The 13,657-nt window shown below is 69.9% G+C and carries 17 protein-coding genes; 5 read left to right on the top strand and 12 right to left on the bottom strand.

The window, feature by feature from the left end; translation table 11 throughout:
- Positions 1-33: 33 nt before the first annotated feature.
- The 6 genes from AC3WTD_RS09205 to AC3WTD_RS09180 form a co-directional block, all read right to left on the bottom strand.
- A complete protein-coding gene (locus AC3WTD_RS09205; RefSeq protein ID WP_027491930.1) occupies positions 34-282 on the bottom strand; it encodes a hypothetical protein in 249 nt (82 codons plus the stop codon).
- Between the two features lie 173 nt (positions 283-455).
- Entirely contained in the window at positions 456-584 is a 129-nt protein-coding gene (locus AC3WTD_RS09200) for a hypothetical protein (RefSeq protein ID WP_492613604.1), read from the bottom strand.
- A 104-nt stretch (positions 585-688) separates the two neighbouring features.
- Entirely contained in the window at positions 689-820 is a 132-nt protein-coding gene (locus AC3WTD_RS09195) for a hypothetical protein (protein ID WP_255324831.1), read from the bottom strand.
- A gap of 23 nt (positions 821-843) precedes the next feature.
- Positions 844-1,554, bottom strand: coding sequence for a hypothetical protein (locus AC3WTD_RS09190; RefSeq protein ID WP_492613603.1), 711 nt, complete (start codon positions 1,552-1,554; stop codon positions 844-846).
- On the bottom strand, positions 1,467-2,045 hold the full coding sequence (locus AC3WTD_RS09185) for a hypothetical protein (protein ID WP_492613602.1): 579 nt from the start codon (positions 2,043-2,045) through the stop codon (positions 1,467-1,469). Before AC3WTD_RS09185 ends, AC3WTD_RS09190 begins: the two co-directional genes overlap by 88 nt.
- A 247-nt stretch (positions 2,046-2,292) precedes the next feature.
- Positions 2,293-3,774, bottom strand: coding sequence for an MBL fold metallo-hydrolase (locus AC3WTD_RS09180; protein ID WP_492613601.1), 1,482 nt, complete (start codon positions 3,772-3,774; stop codon positions 2,293-2,295).
- Between the two features lie 144 nt (positions 3,775-3,918).
- Between AC3WTD_RS09180 and AC3WTD_RS09175 the strand changes: the two genes are divergently transcribed.
- From AC3WTD_RS09175 to AC3WTD_RS09155, 5 genes are all read left to right on the top strand, one after another.
- The gene (locus tag AC3WTD_RS09175; RefSeq protein WP_027491933.1) at positions 3,919-4,131 is read left to right on the top strand and encodes a hypothetical protein; all 213 of its coding nucleotides are present in this window, start codon (positions 3,919-3,921) and stop codon (positions 4,129-4,131) included.
- 260 nt (positions 4,132-4,391) lie between these two features.
- Entirely contained in the window at positions 4,392-4,664 is a 273-nt protein-coding gene (locus AC3WTD_RS09170; protein ID WP_027491934.1) for a PepSY domain-containing protein, read from the top strand.
- Between the two features lie 26 nt (positions 4,665-4,690).
- A complete protein-coding gene (locus AC3WTD_RS09165; protein ID WP_492613600.1) occupies positions 4,691-5,242 on the top strand; it encodes a cytochrome b/b6 domain-containing protein in 552 nt (183 codons plus the stop codon).
- 48 nt (positions 5,243-5,290) lie between these two features.
- A complete protein-coding gene (locus AC3WTD_RS09160; protein ID WP_027491935.1) occupies positions 5,291-5,965 on the top strand; it encodes a response regulator transcription factor in 675 nt (224 codons plus the stop codon).
- Positions 5,962-7,341 carry an ATP-binding protein gene (locus tag AC3WTD_RS09155; RefSeq protein ID WP_027491936.1) on the top strand — a complete coding sequence of 460 codons (1,380 nt, stop codon included), beginning with the start codon at positions 5,962-5,964 and terminating at the stop codon, positions 7,339-7,341. The genes AC3WTD_RS09160 and AC3WTD_RS09155 overlap by 4 nt, the downstream gene beginning before the upstream one ends.
- A 43-nt stretch (positions 7,342-7,384) precedes the next feature.
- On the opposite strand, the gene AC3WTD_RS09150 is transcribed toward AC3WTD_RS09155, so the two are convergent.
- The 6 genes from AC3WTD_RS09150 to AC3WTD_RS09125 form a co-directional block, all read right to left on the bottom strand.
- Positions 7,385-7,855 carry a cytochrome c gene (locus AC3WTD_RS09150; protein ID WP_492613599.1) on the bottom strand — a complete coding sequence of 157 codons (471 nt, stop codon included), beginning with the start codon at positions 7,853-7,855 and terminating at the stop codon, positions 7,385-7,387.
- Between the two features lie 149 nt (positions 7,856-8,004).
- Positions 8,005-8,859, bottom strand: a complete 855-nt coding sequence (locus AC3WTD_RS09145) for an LOG family protein (RefSeq protein WP_492613598.1) — start codon at positions 8,857-8,859, stop codon at positions 8,005-8,007.
- Positions 8,856-10,277 (bottom strand): MBL fold metallo-hydrolase RNA specificity domain-containing protein, encoded by a 1,422-nt coding sequence (locus AC3WTD_RS09140; protein WP_492613597.1) that lies wholly within the window; start codon positions 10,275-10,277, stop codon positions 8,856-8,858. The genes AC3WTD_RS09145 and AC3WTD_RS09140 overlap by 4 nt, the downstream gene beginning before the upstream one ends.
- A gap of 112 nt (positions 10,278-10,389) precedes the next feature.
- A complete protein-coding gene (locus AC3WTD_RS09135) occupies positions 10,390-10,998 on the bottom strand; it encodes a hypothetical protein (protein ID WP_492613596.1) in 609 nt (202 codons plus the stop codon).
- Positions 10,991-12,505 carry an efflux transporter outer membrane subunit gene (locus AC3WTD_RS09130; RefSeq protein WP_492613595.1) on the bottom strand — a complete coding sequence of 505 codons (1,515 nt, stop codon included), beginning with the start codon at positions 12,503-12,505 and terminating at the stop codon, positions 10,991-10,993. Before AC3WTD_RS09130 ends, AC3WTD_RS09135 begins: the two co-directional genes overlap by 8 nt.
- Positions 12,506-12,535: 30 nt before the next feature.
- Complete coding sequence (locus AC3WTD_RS09125; RefSeq protein WP_027491942.1) at positions 12,536-13,654, bottom strand: ABC transporter permease; 1,119 nt, start codon at positions 13,652-13,654, stop codon at positions 12,536-12,538.
- Between the last annotated feature and the right edge of the window lie 3 nt (positions 13,655-13,657).

Raw genomic sequence — 13,657 nt, 5'->3', positions numbered from 1 at the left:
GCGTCTCGCAACTGCTACCGCCGATTCCGCAGCTCATGAGAGTTTGTCCTTGACGGTGGTGGCGGCCTGCTCCTGGGTGTCGTGCAGGAACAGGATGCGCAGGCTGCCGATGAAGACGTAGAACACGTACACCGCCAGCACGAAGCCGGTGATGAAGTAAATCCACCATGCAAGATGCGATTCGGGCCAATACTCGAAGTTGCGCCAGAATGGCCAGGACAGCAGGGTTGCTGCCACGCAGGCCAGCACCGAAAGCGTCAGATCCGTGATCCGTTGCGTCATGCGATTTCCCCCCAGTGGGTTCGAGCCTCGTCGGATAGCACAGGAACCACCGAAACCCTCCCCGAGGGATTCGCGTGCAAGGCGAGTGAATACTAGGTGTGGCATTTGCGCACAGGCCTGACCCAGGTCAAGCGGACGCGCGATTTCGACGCACCGTCGTCGTGCGGGTGTGGCTAATCCTTTGCGTCGTCGCCGAGCTGGAAAATCCGTCGGCGCACGCGCTGTTCCTCGGCCGGGCTGATGAGCCCCTCGTCCAGCAGTTCCTGCAGCACCTGCAGCTGGCGCAGCCGGCGCTGCGGCATGGTTGGCGCCGGGGTCGGCGGCAAGCGGTCCGTCGATACTGCCGCTGGCGCCGGGCGCGCCGGCGTGGGCCCAAGGGCGCATCGGGAACAGGCGGGCAGGCATGTCAGAACGCGGTGTCGAAGCCGAACAGGATGTAGTTCTCGCGGCTCAAGTGGCCGGTGAAGTAGGGACCGGTCGGTTTGGTCTTGTTCTTGAAGTCGAGGTTGACCTCGACGATGCCCTTGACGTTGCGCATGAAGTAGTGGGACGCGGTCAGGCTCAGGCTGTTGATGGCGATGCCTTCGTAGATGGTGTTGGTGCGCGCGAAGTCGCCGGCGCCGGCGTAGTTGTACGGCGTCGAGAAGGCCAGCGCTCGTTGGGAATCAAGTCGAGGCCGGCGAAGCCGCCGTTCCAGCGATAGTTGCGCGTCGGGTCGGCGTGCAGGAAACCGCGCCAGTCGTTCCACAGGTATTGCGCGTACCAGTGCGCGTCGGCGCCAACGTCGCCGGACGCGTCGAGGCCGGCGACGCGCTTGTCGGTATTGCGCCGGCTCTTGTCCATGCCAGCCGGGCCGGCGGCGCCGCGTTGCTTGCCGCGGGCGCGGGAAAGCCCCACGGCCACCGGGCCGATGTCGGTGGCGACATGGGCAAAGGTGGTCTTGGAGTTGTCGTTGTCGAACATCCGGTCCGGGCGCGAGTAGCCGGTGCCGTTGATCTTGAAGTTGTCGGTGATGCCGTTGCCGTTGGTGAAGCCCAGGGTGAGGCCGAACGGTCCGACGTCGCGGTCGAACTGCACGCCGCGGTCGTGGGTGATGCCGGCCATGCGATACACCATGTAGTCCTGGAACGGCAGGCGGATCTCGCGCGGGAACATCGCGTCGGACAGCGAGAACTGGCCGAGCATCATGCCGCTGCCGCTGCCGAAGAGGTTGGCATGGCGAAACCAGGCATCCTCCACCACGATCCCGCCGTTGCCGCCCTTCTCGGCCATGATCGCGTAGAAAAGTAATAGCTGATGTCCTTGCTCAGCGGCGCGCTGGACAGCAGTTTGAGCAGGTACGGCGACTGGAAATCCGTCGTCGCGGACTGACGGGCGCCGCTGACCGGATCGATCGCCTTGCCCTGGCGGGCCTGCACGTAAGCCTGGGCGCGGATGGCAAGCGGCACGTGGTCGGGCAGCGCGAGCCGGTCGTCGCCGAGCTGGTCGGCGGTTTCCATCCAGTTCGGCAGGCGCATGTTGTTCTTGATGAACAGCTCGCCGAACTTGTTGAGGCGCGGGAAGGCGGAGTGGCAGGCGGCGCAGCTGAGGTTGTAGCGGCGCGCGAACTCGGGCATCGCCGACGCGCTTTGCGTCGGCAGCAGCGCCAGCCAGGCGCCCAGCAGCAGCAACGGCGCGCTGCGCAGTATCGCGCGGAGCAGGTGCCGGCGGCCGGTGTGGTGATGGGACGGTGACGCCGACCTCCTGGCATGGGCGTTACGCACGGGAAGGGGCGGGGAGATGGTCCGCTGTATGGTGAGTCGCTCCCAAAGCTCTGTTGGGGCTGCCGCCTTCGCCTCTGGCCGAATCCACTGTCGCGGCGGATCCAGTCTATGGGCGCCCGGGCTCGCACGTTTGACTTCGGTGAATTGCGAGGCATGGCGCCGGCCGGCGGATCGCACCGCGACCGCCGTGCCGGCGGCGCGGTCTGCCCGCCGCATCCGGCGGCGTACATCGGCGCGCCAACGGGCATCAGTCGATCTTGATCGGCTCGTGCAACCCGGGCAGTTGGACGGCGACGCTGCGCGCTTCCAGCGCCTCCTGCATCACCCGCATGCCGCGCTCGTACTCGCCGTGCACCAGGAACACCTGGCGCCGCGGCGCGTCGCCCAGCCAGGCCAGCAGCGAGGGCTGGTCGGCGTGGGCGGAGAAGCCGTTGATGGTCCATACCTGCGCGCGCACCGGGATTTCCTCGTTGAACACGCGCACGCTGGCGGCGCCATCGATGATCCGCCGCGCCAGCGTGCCTTCCGCGGCGTAGCCGACGAACACCACGCTGCTGCGTTCGCGCCACAGGTTGTGCTTGAGGTGGTGGCGCACGCGGCCGCCGTTGCACATGCCCGAGCCGGCCAGGATGACCGCGCCGCCGTCGATGTTGTTGATCGCCATCGACTCGGCCGTCTCGCGGGTGAAGTGCAGGCCGGGCATGGCGAACGGGTCGCCGTGCCGCAGTTCGTCCAGAAATCGCTCGTCGAAGCTTTCCGGATGGCGGCGGAAGATCTCGGTGGCGGAAATCGCCATCGGCGAATCGAGGAACACCCGCACGTGCTGCGGGATCGCGCCATCGAGGATGCCGCGATGCAGGTAGTAGAGGATTTCCTGGGTACGCTCCAGCGCGAAGGTGGGGATCACCACGTTGCCGCGGCGATTTACCGTTTCGCGGATCGCCTGGTACATCTCGTCGACCGAATCGGGCACCGAGCGGTGCGGACGGTCGCCGTAGGTGCTTTCCATCACCACGTAGTCGGCCGGCGGCGCGGGCGTCGGGTCGCGCAGCAGCGGGCGGCCCGGGTTGCCCAGGTCGCCGGAGAACAGCATGCGGCGACGCTGCTTGCCGTCATCCAGCTCGAGCAGGACGGAAGCCGAGCCGAGGATGTGGCCGGCGTCGAGGAAGCGTGCGCTGATGCCCTCGACGACTTGCACGGTCTCGTCGTAGCCGATGTCGGCGCCGAAGAAGTCCAGCGCGTGCAGCGCGTCGTCCAGCGTGTACAGCGATAGCGCCACCGCCTCGCTGCGGCGGTTGTTGCGTTGCGCGCGGCGCGCATCCTCTTCCTGCAGGCCGGCGGCGTCCAGCATCACCACCCGCGCCAGCTCGCGGGTGGCGGCGGTGGTCAGGATGCGGCCACGAAAACCCTGACGCACCAGCAGCGGGATCCTGCCGCAGTGATCGAGGTGGGCATGGGTGAGCAGCAGCACGTCGATGCCGGCCGGATCGAAGCCGAACGGCTCGGCGTTGGCGCGCTCGACCTCGTCGCTGCCTTGGAACATGCCGCAGTCGACCAGCACGCGGCGGTCGTTGCAGGTGATCAGGTGGCAGGAGCCGGTGACCTGTTTCGCGGCGCCGTGGCAGCTGTAGATGATCATGCGTTCCTCGATGGTGCGGGTGGTGGCCGTGCGCCCGGCCGGCGGCAGACCCTGGCAGGGTACCCCGGCCGCCGGGTTGATCGTCGTCAATTCTGGGCTCCCGCCGACTGTGCCGTGGTGTGTCTCGTGCCGACGTACTGCCATGCAAAGGTAGCGACAGGCTTCCCCGGCACGCGTGGCGTCGCCGTGAGCACAGTGGTTTTCCATCACGATTCGGGCGTTGTGCAGGGGTTCTTGCGCTTCTCGCGAGTCGCCGCGCTGCTCATCTTCGCGGTGGCGCTGATCGCGCTGGCCAGGTGGTGGAACTGGCCGCTGCTGACCACGGCGTGGCCGGACCAGGCTGCGATGACGGCGAGCGCGGCGATCGGCTTCGTATTGTCCGACATCTCGCCGCTGGCCGGCGGAGGCGCCGATGCGCGGTGGTTGCGCCTCGGCCGTGGGCTGTAGCTGGCGGCACGCCTGCTCGATGCGTTTCGCGGCTTCGCGTGGCCCGCCGCCGCCGGCGAAGGCGCCGAGGATCCGATCCGGCGCTCGGACGCCGCGCTGCACGAAGCCAGGCACGCAGGGCGCGACCGGGCGGCGCTTGTGCTGCCGGGGGCAGCCCGCCCGGCAGCCTGATGCGTACCGCCGCGGGTTCTTAAGACCCGCGTAAGCCGCCCCGGTTGCAATGCCGTCCAAGGCAATCCTGCCGATACCGGAGACGCAACATGAAACGCACCGTCATTGCACCGCTGTTCCTCGCCGCCGCCGCGCTGTCGGCGTCTGCCTTCGCCGCCCCGCAATGCACCAATGCGCCGCGTGCGCAATGGCTGACCGAAGCGGCGATGAAGCAGAAAGTGCTCGACCAGGGCTACACCATCAAGGAGTTCCAGGTCTCGGGCAACTGCTACGAGATCTACGGCAAGAACAAGGCCGGCAAGAACGTGGAGATCTACTTCGACCCCACCGACGGCCGCATCGTCAAGCAGAAGGGCGGCTGATCGAGCACCCGAGCGAGGACAGGCCCATGAACGCCACGGTCAAGGTATGGGATCCGCTGGTACGCGTGTTTCACTGGTCGCTGGCGGGCTTGTTCCTCGCCAATTTTTTTACCGAGGGCGGCGAGCTGGTCCATCGCGGGATCGGCTACGCCGTGCTGGCCCTGCTCGGCGTGCGCTTCGCTTGGGGCTGGGTCGGCACGCGGCATGCACGCTTCAGCGACTGGGTGCCCGGCCCGCGCCGCGTGCGCGATTACCTGCGCGAACGCCTGGCCGGACGCTCGCGGCGGCAGCTGGGGCACAACCCGGCGGCGGCGGTGATGATCCTGGCCCTGCTCGCCGGCGTGCTGCTGGTCGGTGTCAGCGGCTGGCTGCAGACCACCGACACGTTCTTCGGTGCCGGCTGGCTGGAGGAACTGCACGAGCTGCTGGCCTACGGCGTGCTGGGGCTGGTGGTGCTGCACGCGCTGGCGGCGGTGGGCGAGAGCGTCCATTACGGCGAGAACCTGGTCGCCGCGATGATCCACGGTCGCAAGAGCGCGCTGGAGCACGACGATGGCGGCGATGCAGGCGTGCGATGAATTGCCTCAGGACCGGCGGGCGCGCGGGTTGCTGACTAGAATCGGGCCATGCGCATCCTGCTAGCCGAGGACGACCGAGCACTGGGGCAGGCGCTGGCCGACGGCCTGCGCCAGCTCGGCTATGCGGTGGACTGGATCACCGACGGCCAGCAGGCCGCCGCCGCGCTGACCGACACCTCGTACGCTGCCGCGGTGCTGGACTGGAACCTGCCGCGCAGCAGCGGGCCGGCCATCATCGCCGGCATGCGCCGGTGCCGCGACGCCACCCCGGTGCTGCTGTTGACCGCCCGCGACGAACTCGCCGACCGCGTCGCCGGGCTGGATGCCGGCGCCGACGACTACGTGGTCAAGCCGGTGCACCTGGACGAACTGGCCGCCCGCCTGCGCGCCCTGCTGCGCCGTGCCGACGGCCAGATCGAGCCGGCGATACGCCTGGGGTCGCTGGAAGTCACCCCGGCCGCCCGCAGCGCCACGCTGGCCGGGGCGGCGCTGGAGCTGACCGCGCGCGAGTACGCGCTGCTGGAGATGCTGGTGCGGCGCCCCGGGCGCGCCTATTCGCGCGAGCAGCTGGAGGACGCGCTGTACGGCTGGGATCGCGAGGTGGCCAGCAACGCGGTGGAGGTGCACATCCATCATCTGCGTCACAAGCTGGGGCCGGGCTGGATCCGCACCCTGCGCGGCATCGGCTATGCGATCAACCCGCCCGCCGGCCAGCCCGCATGATGCGCCCCTCGCTCAACCGGCGGCTGGTGCTGCGGCTGGTGGCCGGCATCGTGCTGGTGTGGTGCGCCGCCGCCGGCTGGCTGGCCTGGCGCAGCCTGCACGAGGTCGACGAGATCTTCGACCAGATGCTGGTGCGCAGTGCGGCCAGCGTGCTGGCGGTGATGCCGGCCGCACCGCTGTCGGGTGTCGCGGCGCAGCTGCCGGATCGGCCGGTGCTGGACTCCGACGCCACCGCGCATCGGCCCGCCATCACCGTGCGCGATGCGCGTGGCCGGCTGCTGGCAGGCAGCACCGAGCTGCCCGCGCTGGAGTTCGATCCGGGCGGCGCGCACCTGCACACGGTCACCCATGCGCAGCGGCGCTGGCGGGTGTTCCAGCGCTGGGATGCGCAGCAGAAGTACTGGATCCAGGTCGGCGCGCCGCTGGACGAGCGCGACGAGCTGATGCGCAAGCTGCTGGCGCCGGCGCTGCTGTCCCTGCTGGCGTTGCTGGTGCTGGTGCCGCCGATGGTGTTCGCCGGCTTGCGCAGTGGGCTGAAACCGCTGCGCCAGCTGACCCGGCGGCTGTCCGCCGACACCCACGCGGCAGGCGTCTCGCTCACCGATGCGCGGGTGCCGGTCGAGCTGGCGCCGCTCACCGAGGCGATCGACCGGCTGGTGGCGCGACTCGAACGCAGCCTCGAGCACGAGCGCCGCTTCACCGCCGACGCGGCGCATGAACTGCGCCACCCGCTGGCGGCGCTGCGGCTGGAGCTGGACCTGGCCGGGCACGATGAGGATGCGGCGGCCCGCGCGCGGCACCTGCAGCGCGCGCAGGATGCGCTGGACCGCATGCAGCGGCTGGTGGCCCAGCTGCTGATGCTGGCGCGGGTCGAGAAGCTGACCGAGCTGGACGACGCCGGTCCGCTGCGTCTGGCGAGCGTGGCCGAAGCCGCCTTGCGCGACGCCAGCGAGCGCGCGGCGGCGCGCTCCATCGAGTTGTCGCTGGATCACGACGGCAACGACTTCGTGCTGGGCAGCCGCAGCCTGCTTGGCATCCTGGTGCAGAATCTGCTGGACAACGCGTTGCGCCATGCGTCCGCGCACGGCCAGGTGAATGTGCGCGTCGGTGGCCGCGACGAGCGGGTGAGCCTGGAGATCAACGACAGCGGCGCCGGTTTTGCGGCGGACGACATGGCGCGGCTGGGCGAGCGCTTCCACCGCCCCGAGGGCAGCGTGGGCGAGGGCAGCGGGCTGGGCCTGTCGATCGCCCAGGCGATCGCCCACCTGCACCACGGCGAGCTGGCGTTCGGTCGTTCCGCGCTCGGCGGCGCGCGGGTCAGCCTCAGCCTGCCGCGCGTCGCGACCGACGCGCCGCATGCGCCTGTTTACGCGTGAGCCTGCGCAGGCCACGCCGCCATCGCTACGGCTCGCCGGCAACTCATGGCTGGCCCTGAAAATGCTCCCGGAACGGCTGGCGGAACCGCTGGTGGCAGCCCAGGCAGGCGCCCTGCAGGTTGGCGAACGCCGCGATCGCCGAAGCGCCGTCCTGCCGTTGCGCGGCCTGCGCCAACTGCTGCGCGGCGTCGTGGGACTGGCGGTCGTAGTCGCGGAAGTGGCCGGCGTCCTTGCCCATGAAGGCGAGGATGCGCAGCTTCTCCGCCAGCGGCGGCTGCGGGTGGTCGGCGATGCGCGTTGCGCGTTGCGCCACCGCGGGCCAGTCTTCGCGCGCGATACCGTCGGTGGCACCCTGCATGTCCTTGCCCAGGTCCCGCATGATCGCGGTCAGCGCCAGCGGCGTGGCCTGATCCGGCGGATTCGCTGCGCTGGCCGGCAGCAGCACGCTGCCGGCCAGAATCGCGGCCAGGGCCATGGCGGCGCGTTGCGTCGTGGTGCGTGGCGTGAAAGACATGGGCGATCTCCTCTGGGGCTGGGTGTTGACGGGTGTCTGCATGGCAAGCTGGCCGTGCGATCCGCACTGCACGCCGGTTCTCGCGGCAGGGTGCGGCAAGCGAGCGACCCGCGCCGCTGCCGGCGAAAAGGCGGCAGCGTTCGTGGCGCTCAGGCCGGCGGCTCGCCGCCGTAGAACGCATGCATGGTGGCCACGGCTTGTTCGGCGTTTTCGACCACGCTGAACAGTTCGGCGTCGCGGGCGTCGAGCATCCCCTGTTCGAGCAGGAACTCCAGGTCGCAGGCGCGACGCCAGAAGGCGCTGCCGACCAGCACGATCGGCAGGCGTGGCATCTTGCCGGTTTGCACCAGGGTCAGTACTTCGAACAACTCGTCCAGCGTACCGAACCCGCCGGGAAAAGCGACGAGCGCCTTCGCGCGCATCATGAAGTGCATTTTGCGCACGGCGAAATAATGGAAGCGGAAGGCCAGCTCCGGGGTGATCCAGCTGTTGGGCCGCTGTTCGTGCGACAGCGTGATGTTGAGCCCGATCGAGCGCGCGCCCGCCTCATGGGCGCCGCGATTGGCGGCTTCCATGATGCCTGGCCCGCCGCCGGTCACCACCACGAAATCGCGGCGACCCTCGCGCTGGAAGCGACTCGAGACGATTTCCGCGAAGCGGCGTGCTTCCTCGTAGTAGCGGGCGCTGGCCAGCCGGCGCCGTGCGGCGGCGAGTTCGCGCGCCAGCCCCGGCTCGTCGGGATCGGCCTGCGCGCGAACCGCGAGCCGCACCACGTCGGCCTGGGCCTGCTCCGGCGAACAGGTTCGTGCGCTGCCGAGTACCACGACGGTCGAGCGGATGGCGTGTTCGTGCAGGGCGATTTCGGGTTTGAGCAGTTCCAGTTGCAGGCGCACGCCGCGCAGTTCGTCGCTGGCGAGGAACTCGATGTCCTCCTGCGCCAGCCGGTAGGCCTCGCCGTGCACGATCGCCTGCTCCCGCCGCTTGCTCTCGTCGGTGCCGTTCATGCCGGAACTCCGAGCTTGCCGCCATGCCAGTGCACCTGTTGGCCCGCCGTGGGAACGGTCACGTTCCAGCCGGGACGCGCACGCAGCCCGTCGGCCAGCGCTTGTGCCGCCGTCTCTTCGCCATGCACCACGAAGGTCTGCGCCGGCGCTCGCGCGAAGCCGGCGGTCCAGGCCAGCAGCGCCTTCCGGTCGGCGTGCGCGGACAGCCCGCCGACGGTGTGGATCGAGGCGCGCACCGGGATGTCCTCGCCGAAGATCCGCACCTGGCTGGCGCCATCCACCAGCCGCCGAGCCAGCGTGCCCTGGGCCTGGAAGCCGGTGATCAGCACGCTGCATTCGGCGCGCCCGAGGTTGTGCCGCAGGTGATGCTTGATGCGGCCGGCGGTGCACATGCCGCTGGCGGAGATGATGATGGCGCCGGAACGGATCTGGTTGAGCGCGATCGATTCCTCCACGCTGGCGGTGAATTTGAGGTAGGGCAGATCCTTGCCGAGCGCGTGCCAGTCGGCGAGGCGGGTGGCGTTCTCGTCGAACAGGTCCAGGTGTCGCTGCGTGATCCGGGTGGCCTCGGTGGCCATCGGCGAATCGACGAAGATCCGCAGGTCGCGCAGCCTTCCTTCCCGGCTCAACTGGTGCAGGTGGTACAGCACCTCCTGGGTACGGCCCACCGCGAAGGCCGGCACGATCACGTTGCCGCGGGAAAGGGTGCGTTCGACCACCTCGATCAGCTCATCCCGTGTCGCGGCAAGGTCCTGGTGCAGGCGGTTGCCGTAGGTCGATTCGACGAACAGGATGTCCGCCTCGGTGATCGGCGTCGGGTCGCGCAGGATCGCCCGGCCGGGTTGCCCGAGATCACCGCTGAACACCAGCTTGGTGGTGCGCTCGCCTTCGCTGACCCAGACCTCGATGATCGCCGAACCCAGGATGTGGCCGGCGCCGCGGAAGCGGCAGCTGACGTCCGCGTGTGGCTGCAACTCGCGCCCGTAGCCGTGGGGCTGTACCTGGCGCAGACACGCGTCGGCGTCGTGCAAGGTGTACAGCGGCGTGGTCGCTACCTGCGCGTCGCGTGACCTGGCGGCGCTGCGTTGCGCACGCAGCGCGTCCATTTCCTGGATGTGGGCGCTGTCCGGCAGCATCACCTGCAGCAGGTCGGCGGTGGCCGCGGTGGCGTGGATCGCGCCGCGGAAGCCGGCGCGGGTCAGTTTCGGCAGCAGGCCGCTGTGGTCGATATGCGCATGCGTCAGCAGCACGAAGTCGATCTCCCGCGGATCGAATCCGAACGGTTGCTGGTTGCGCTGTGCGGCTTCGCGTCCGCCCTGGAACATGCCGCAGTCGACCAGGAAGCTTGTCGTTGAGGTCTCCACCAGGAAGCATGAGCCGGTGACTTCGCGGGCGGCACCGAGAAAAGTGATCTGCATGGGGGTCTCCGGGTTGGTTCAGTCGCGCAGGCGGAAAGGGCGGCTGCCGGGCAGGAAGGGCAGGGTGGACAGCGCCGCTTCGATGTGGATGCACGGCCCGTGGTCGAGTGGGTCAGGGTTGCGTGGTATGCGTGGATTCCCGGGTGGCGTCGGGCAGTCCGTGGCCGGCCGGCGCGCTGGCCGTCAGCGGCTGCCAGTCCGGATCGGCGAAGTAGCGGGGGTACAACTCGAGGGCGTCGAGCAGTTGCGGCAGTCCGTCGGCGGCGAGCACGCGGCCGAGCAGCAGGTTCAGGTTGGCGTCCATGCCGTTGCCGCGAGGGGGATGGTCGACGATGACGGCCACGCTGTCTTCGATCGACGCGGTGGCGGCGCGCGATTGCCGTACCGACAGCGGGCCGTCGGCCTGCGCCTGCTGCATCCAGAGCGCGACCGCGCGGATGCGCCGCATGCCTTCGCGCAGCGCGGCATCGGCAGGCCATCGCTGGCCGCGGTCGAGCTGGAGCTGACGCTGGGCGGCGGCGCGGGGGCGGTGCGTGTCCCCGGCCGCGGCGTGCGCGCGGGACGGCGGCGCTCCGGCCAACGCCGCAACCAGCAGGAACACGAGCAGGGCCCATCGCGGGCATCCGGAATGGATGCGCCGCGGCGCCGTGCCGGCCCGGCGCGCGCCGGCGGCGCGCGGGCCATGTCCGCGCAGGGGTTGCCGCGGCAGCCCTTCACCCACGGCGTGGCTCCTCGTGTCGTGCCGGCGGCTGCGGCCCGGCTACGCCATTGCCGCGCGCATCGGCGGTGGCGGCGGAATCCCAGCCGCCGCCCAGCGCCTTGAACAGCGCCACCAGGTCGATCGCGGCAGCGGTATGCGTGCGCACGTAGCCGTCTTCGGCGTCGCGCAGCACGCGCTCTTCGGCCAGCAGCTCGGTCAGCGCGATGTCGCCGGCGGCGTAGCGCGTCTGCGCGTGGACGTAGCTGCGCCGCGCGGCGTCGAGTGCGGCCTGCTGGCGCCGCACCGCGTCCAGGTCCAACTGGTAGTCGCTCAGTGCGCGCTCCGCATCGCCCAGCGCCGCCAGCACGGCCTTCTCGTAGGCGAACGCGGCCTGCTGCTCGCGTGCCTCGCTGGCGCGGATCTCCGCGCGTACGCGGCCGCCATCGAACACGCGCCAGGAGATCAGCGGCACGATCGAGAACCGCTGGCTGGCCGAGTCGAACAGCTGGCTCGCATCCAGTGCCTGGAAGCCGCCGCTGGCGCCGATCGACAGCTTCGGGAACAGCTCCGCCGTCGCCACGCCGATGTCGGCGTTGCGTGCCGCCAGGCGTCGCTCGGCCGCACGCACGTCCGGCCGGCGACGCAGGATGTCGGCACGTTGGCCGACCGGGATCGGCGCCAGCGTGATCTCCGCGGCGGTCGTGTCGAGCAGGGCCAGCTCGCGCTCGGGCGGCGCGCCCAGCAACACGCCCAGGCCCAGTGCCGCGGCACGCAGGCGCGCCTGGATGGCAGGCAGGCCGGCAGCGGCGGCGTCCAGCCGCGCCTGCGCGGCATCGACATCCGCTTGCGCCGCGTCACCTGCGTCGAAGCGTTTGCCGACGAGGTCGGCCGTTTGCGCGAGCGCCTGCACCGAGGCTTCGCGTGCGGCCAGTTCGCGTTGCGCGCCGCGCAGGCTGAGATAACTGCGCGCCACTTCGGCGGCGACGCTGATGCGCACGCCCGCGGCATCTTCCTGCGTGGCCTGCATGCTGGCCTCGGCACCTTGTACGGCGCGCCGGGTGCCGCCGAACAGGTCGATTTCCCAGCCGGCGTCGAAGCCGGCGTCATGGATGGTCTGGTCCCGTGCCAGTCCGGGAATGGAGCCGATCGGCAGCGGACCGTTCTTGCTCTGCCGGCGTCGGGTCACGCTGCCGCTGACGCCGACGGAGGGCGCGTAGCCGCCGGCGGCGCGATCGCGCAGGGCACGCTCCTCGGCGATACGCGCCTGCGCCTGGCGCACGTCGAGGTTGTCCGACAACGCGGCGGCGACCAGCCGCTCCAGCGTCGGATCGCCCAGCGAGGTCCACCAGGTCGACAGGGCGGCTGGCGCCTGCGCGGCGGTGTCCGGCTGCGTCCAGCCGCTGCCGGTGTCGACCTTCGGCGGCTCGCGGTAGTCGGGGCCTGCCGCGCACGCGCCGAGCAGCAGCGTGCCCAGCGCGACGGCCGCCACGCGTGGCACACGGCAGCGGCGATTCGATGAGCGGGTCATGGCAACTCCTTCATGCATGGCTTGGGGCGGTCACTGCAGGCGACTGCGTACCAGCAGCGTGGCCAGGGTCAGCGTCACCAGCGCGATCACGGCCAGTGGCCAGAGGTTGGCGAGGACGTCCATCGCCGGCATCGTCTTGAGGAAGGTGCCTTCGACGATGACCAGGAAGTGGGTGAGCGGAATCGCCTGCGCCATCCATTGCAGCGCCACCGGCATGTTTTCCACCGGCGTGGCGAAGCCGGACATCAGCACCGCCGGCACGCCGATGGCGAAGGCGCCGAGGATGGCCTGCTGCTGCGTCGCGCTGACCGCGGAAATCATCAGCCCGATGCCGACCACCGACAGGATGAACAGCAGCAGGCTCGCCAGCAGCAGGCCAAACGAGCCGGTAAAGGGGATGCCGAACAGGAACACGCCCGCGCTGATCATGAACAGGCCCAGCAGGGTGCCGATCGCCAGCGCCGGCAGCGATTTGGAAATGATGATTTCCGGCGTCGAGGTGGGCGACACCAGCAATTGGTCGAAGGTGCCCAGCTCGCGTTCGCGTGCGATCGACAGCGAGGTGATCAGCAGCGCGCTGAACAGCGCCAGGATGCCGGTCAGGCCGGGCACGATGAACCAGCGATAGACCAGGTTCGGGTTGAACCAGTGGCGCACGACCACCGGGTTCGGCGCCTGCGCGCCCGGCACGACCAAGGCGCCGACCTCGGCGGCAATGGTCGAGAGATAGGCGACGGTGATCTGGCCGGAGTTGCTGCGCCGGCCATCGACCAGCACCTGCGCGCGGCCGCTGCCTCCGGCGGCGATCACCCGCGAGAAATCCGCCGGAATGGCCAGCGCCGCGATGACCTCGCCGCGGTCGATCAGTTGGCGCAGCTGCCGCTCGCTGTCCACGTGCCGGACGCGGGTGATGAAATGGGCGCTGTCCAGCCGCTGCACCAGCTCGTACGACCAGCGACCCGCGTCCTGGTTGTACACGGCGATATCGACGTTGCGCACCTCGAGCGTGGCGGCGAACGCAAAGACCAGCAGCTGCAGGATCGGCGGCACGAACACCACCATGCGACTGCGCGGGTCGCGCAGGATGCTCAGGACTTCCTTGACGAACTGCGCGCGCAGGCGGGTGAAGCTGAGCAGGGAGCCGGACATGGG

This window comes from Rhodanobacter sp. FW106-PBR-R2A-1-15, from assembly GCF_058789735.1.
Note: the sequence above shows the minus strand (reverse complement) of the source record. Positions and strands in the feature narration are given on the sequence as shown.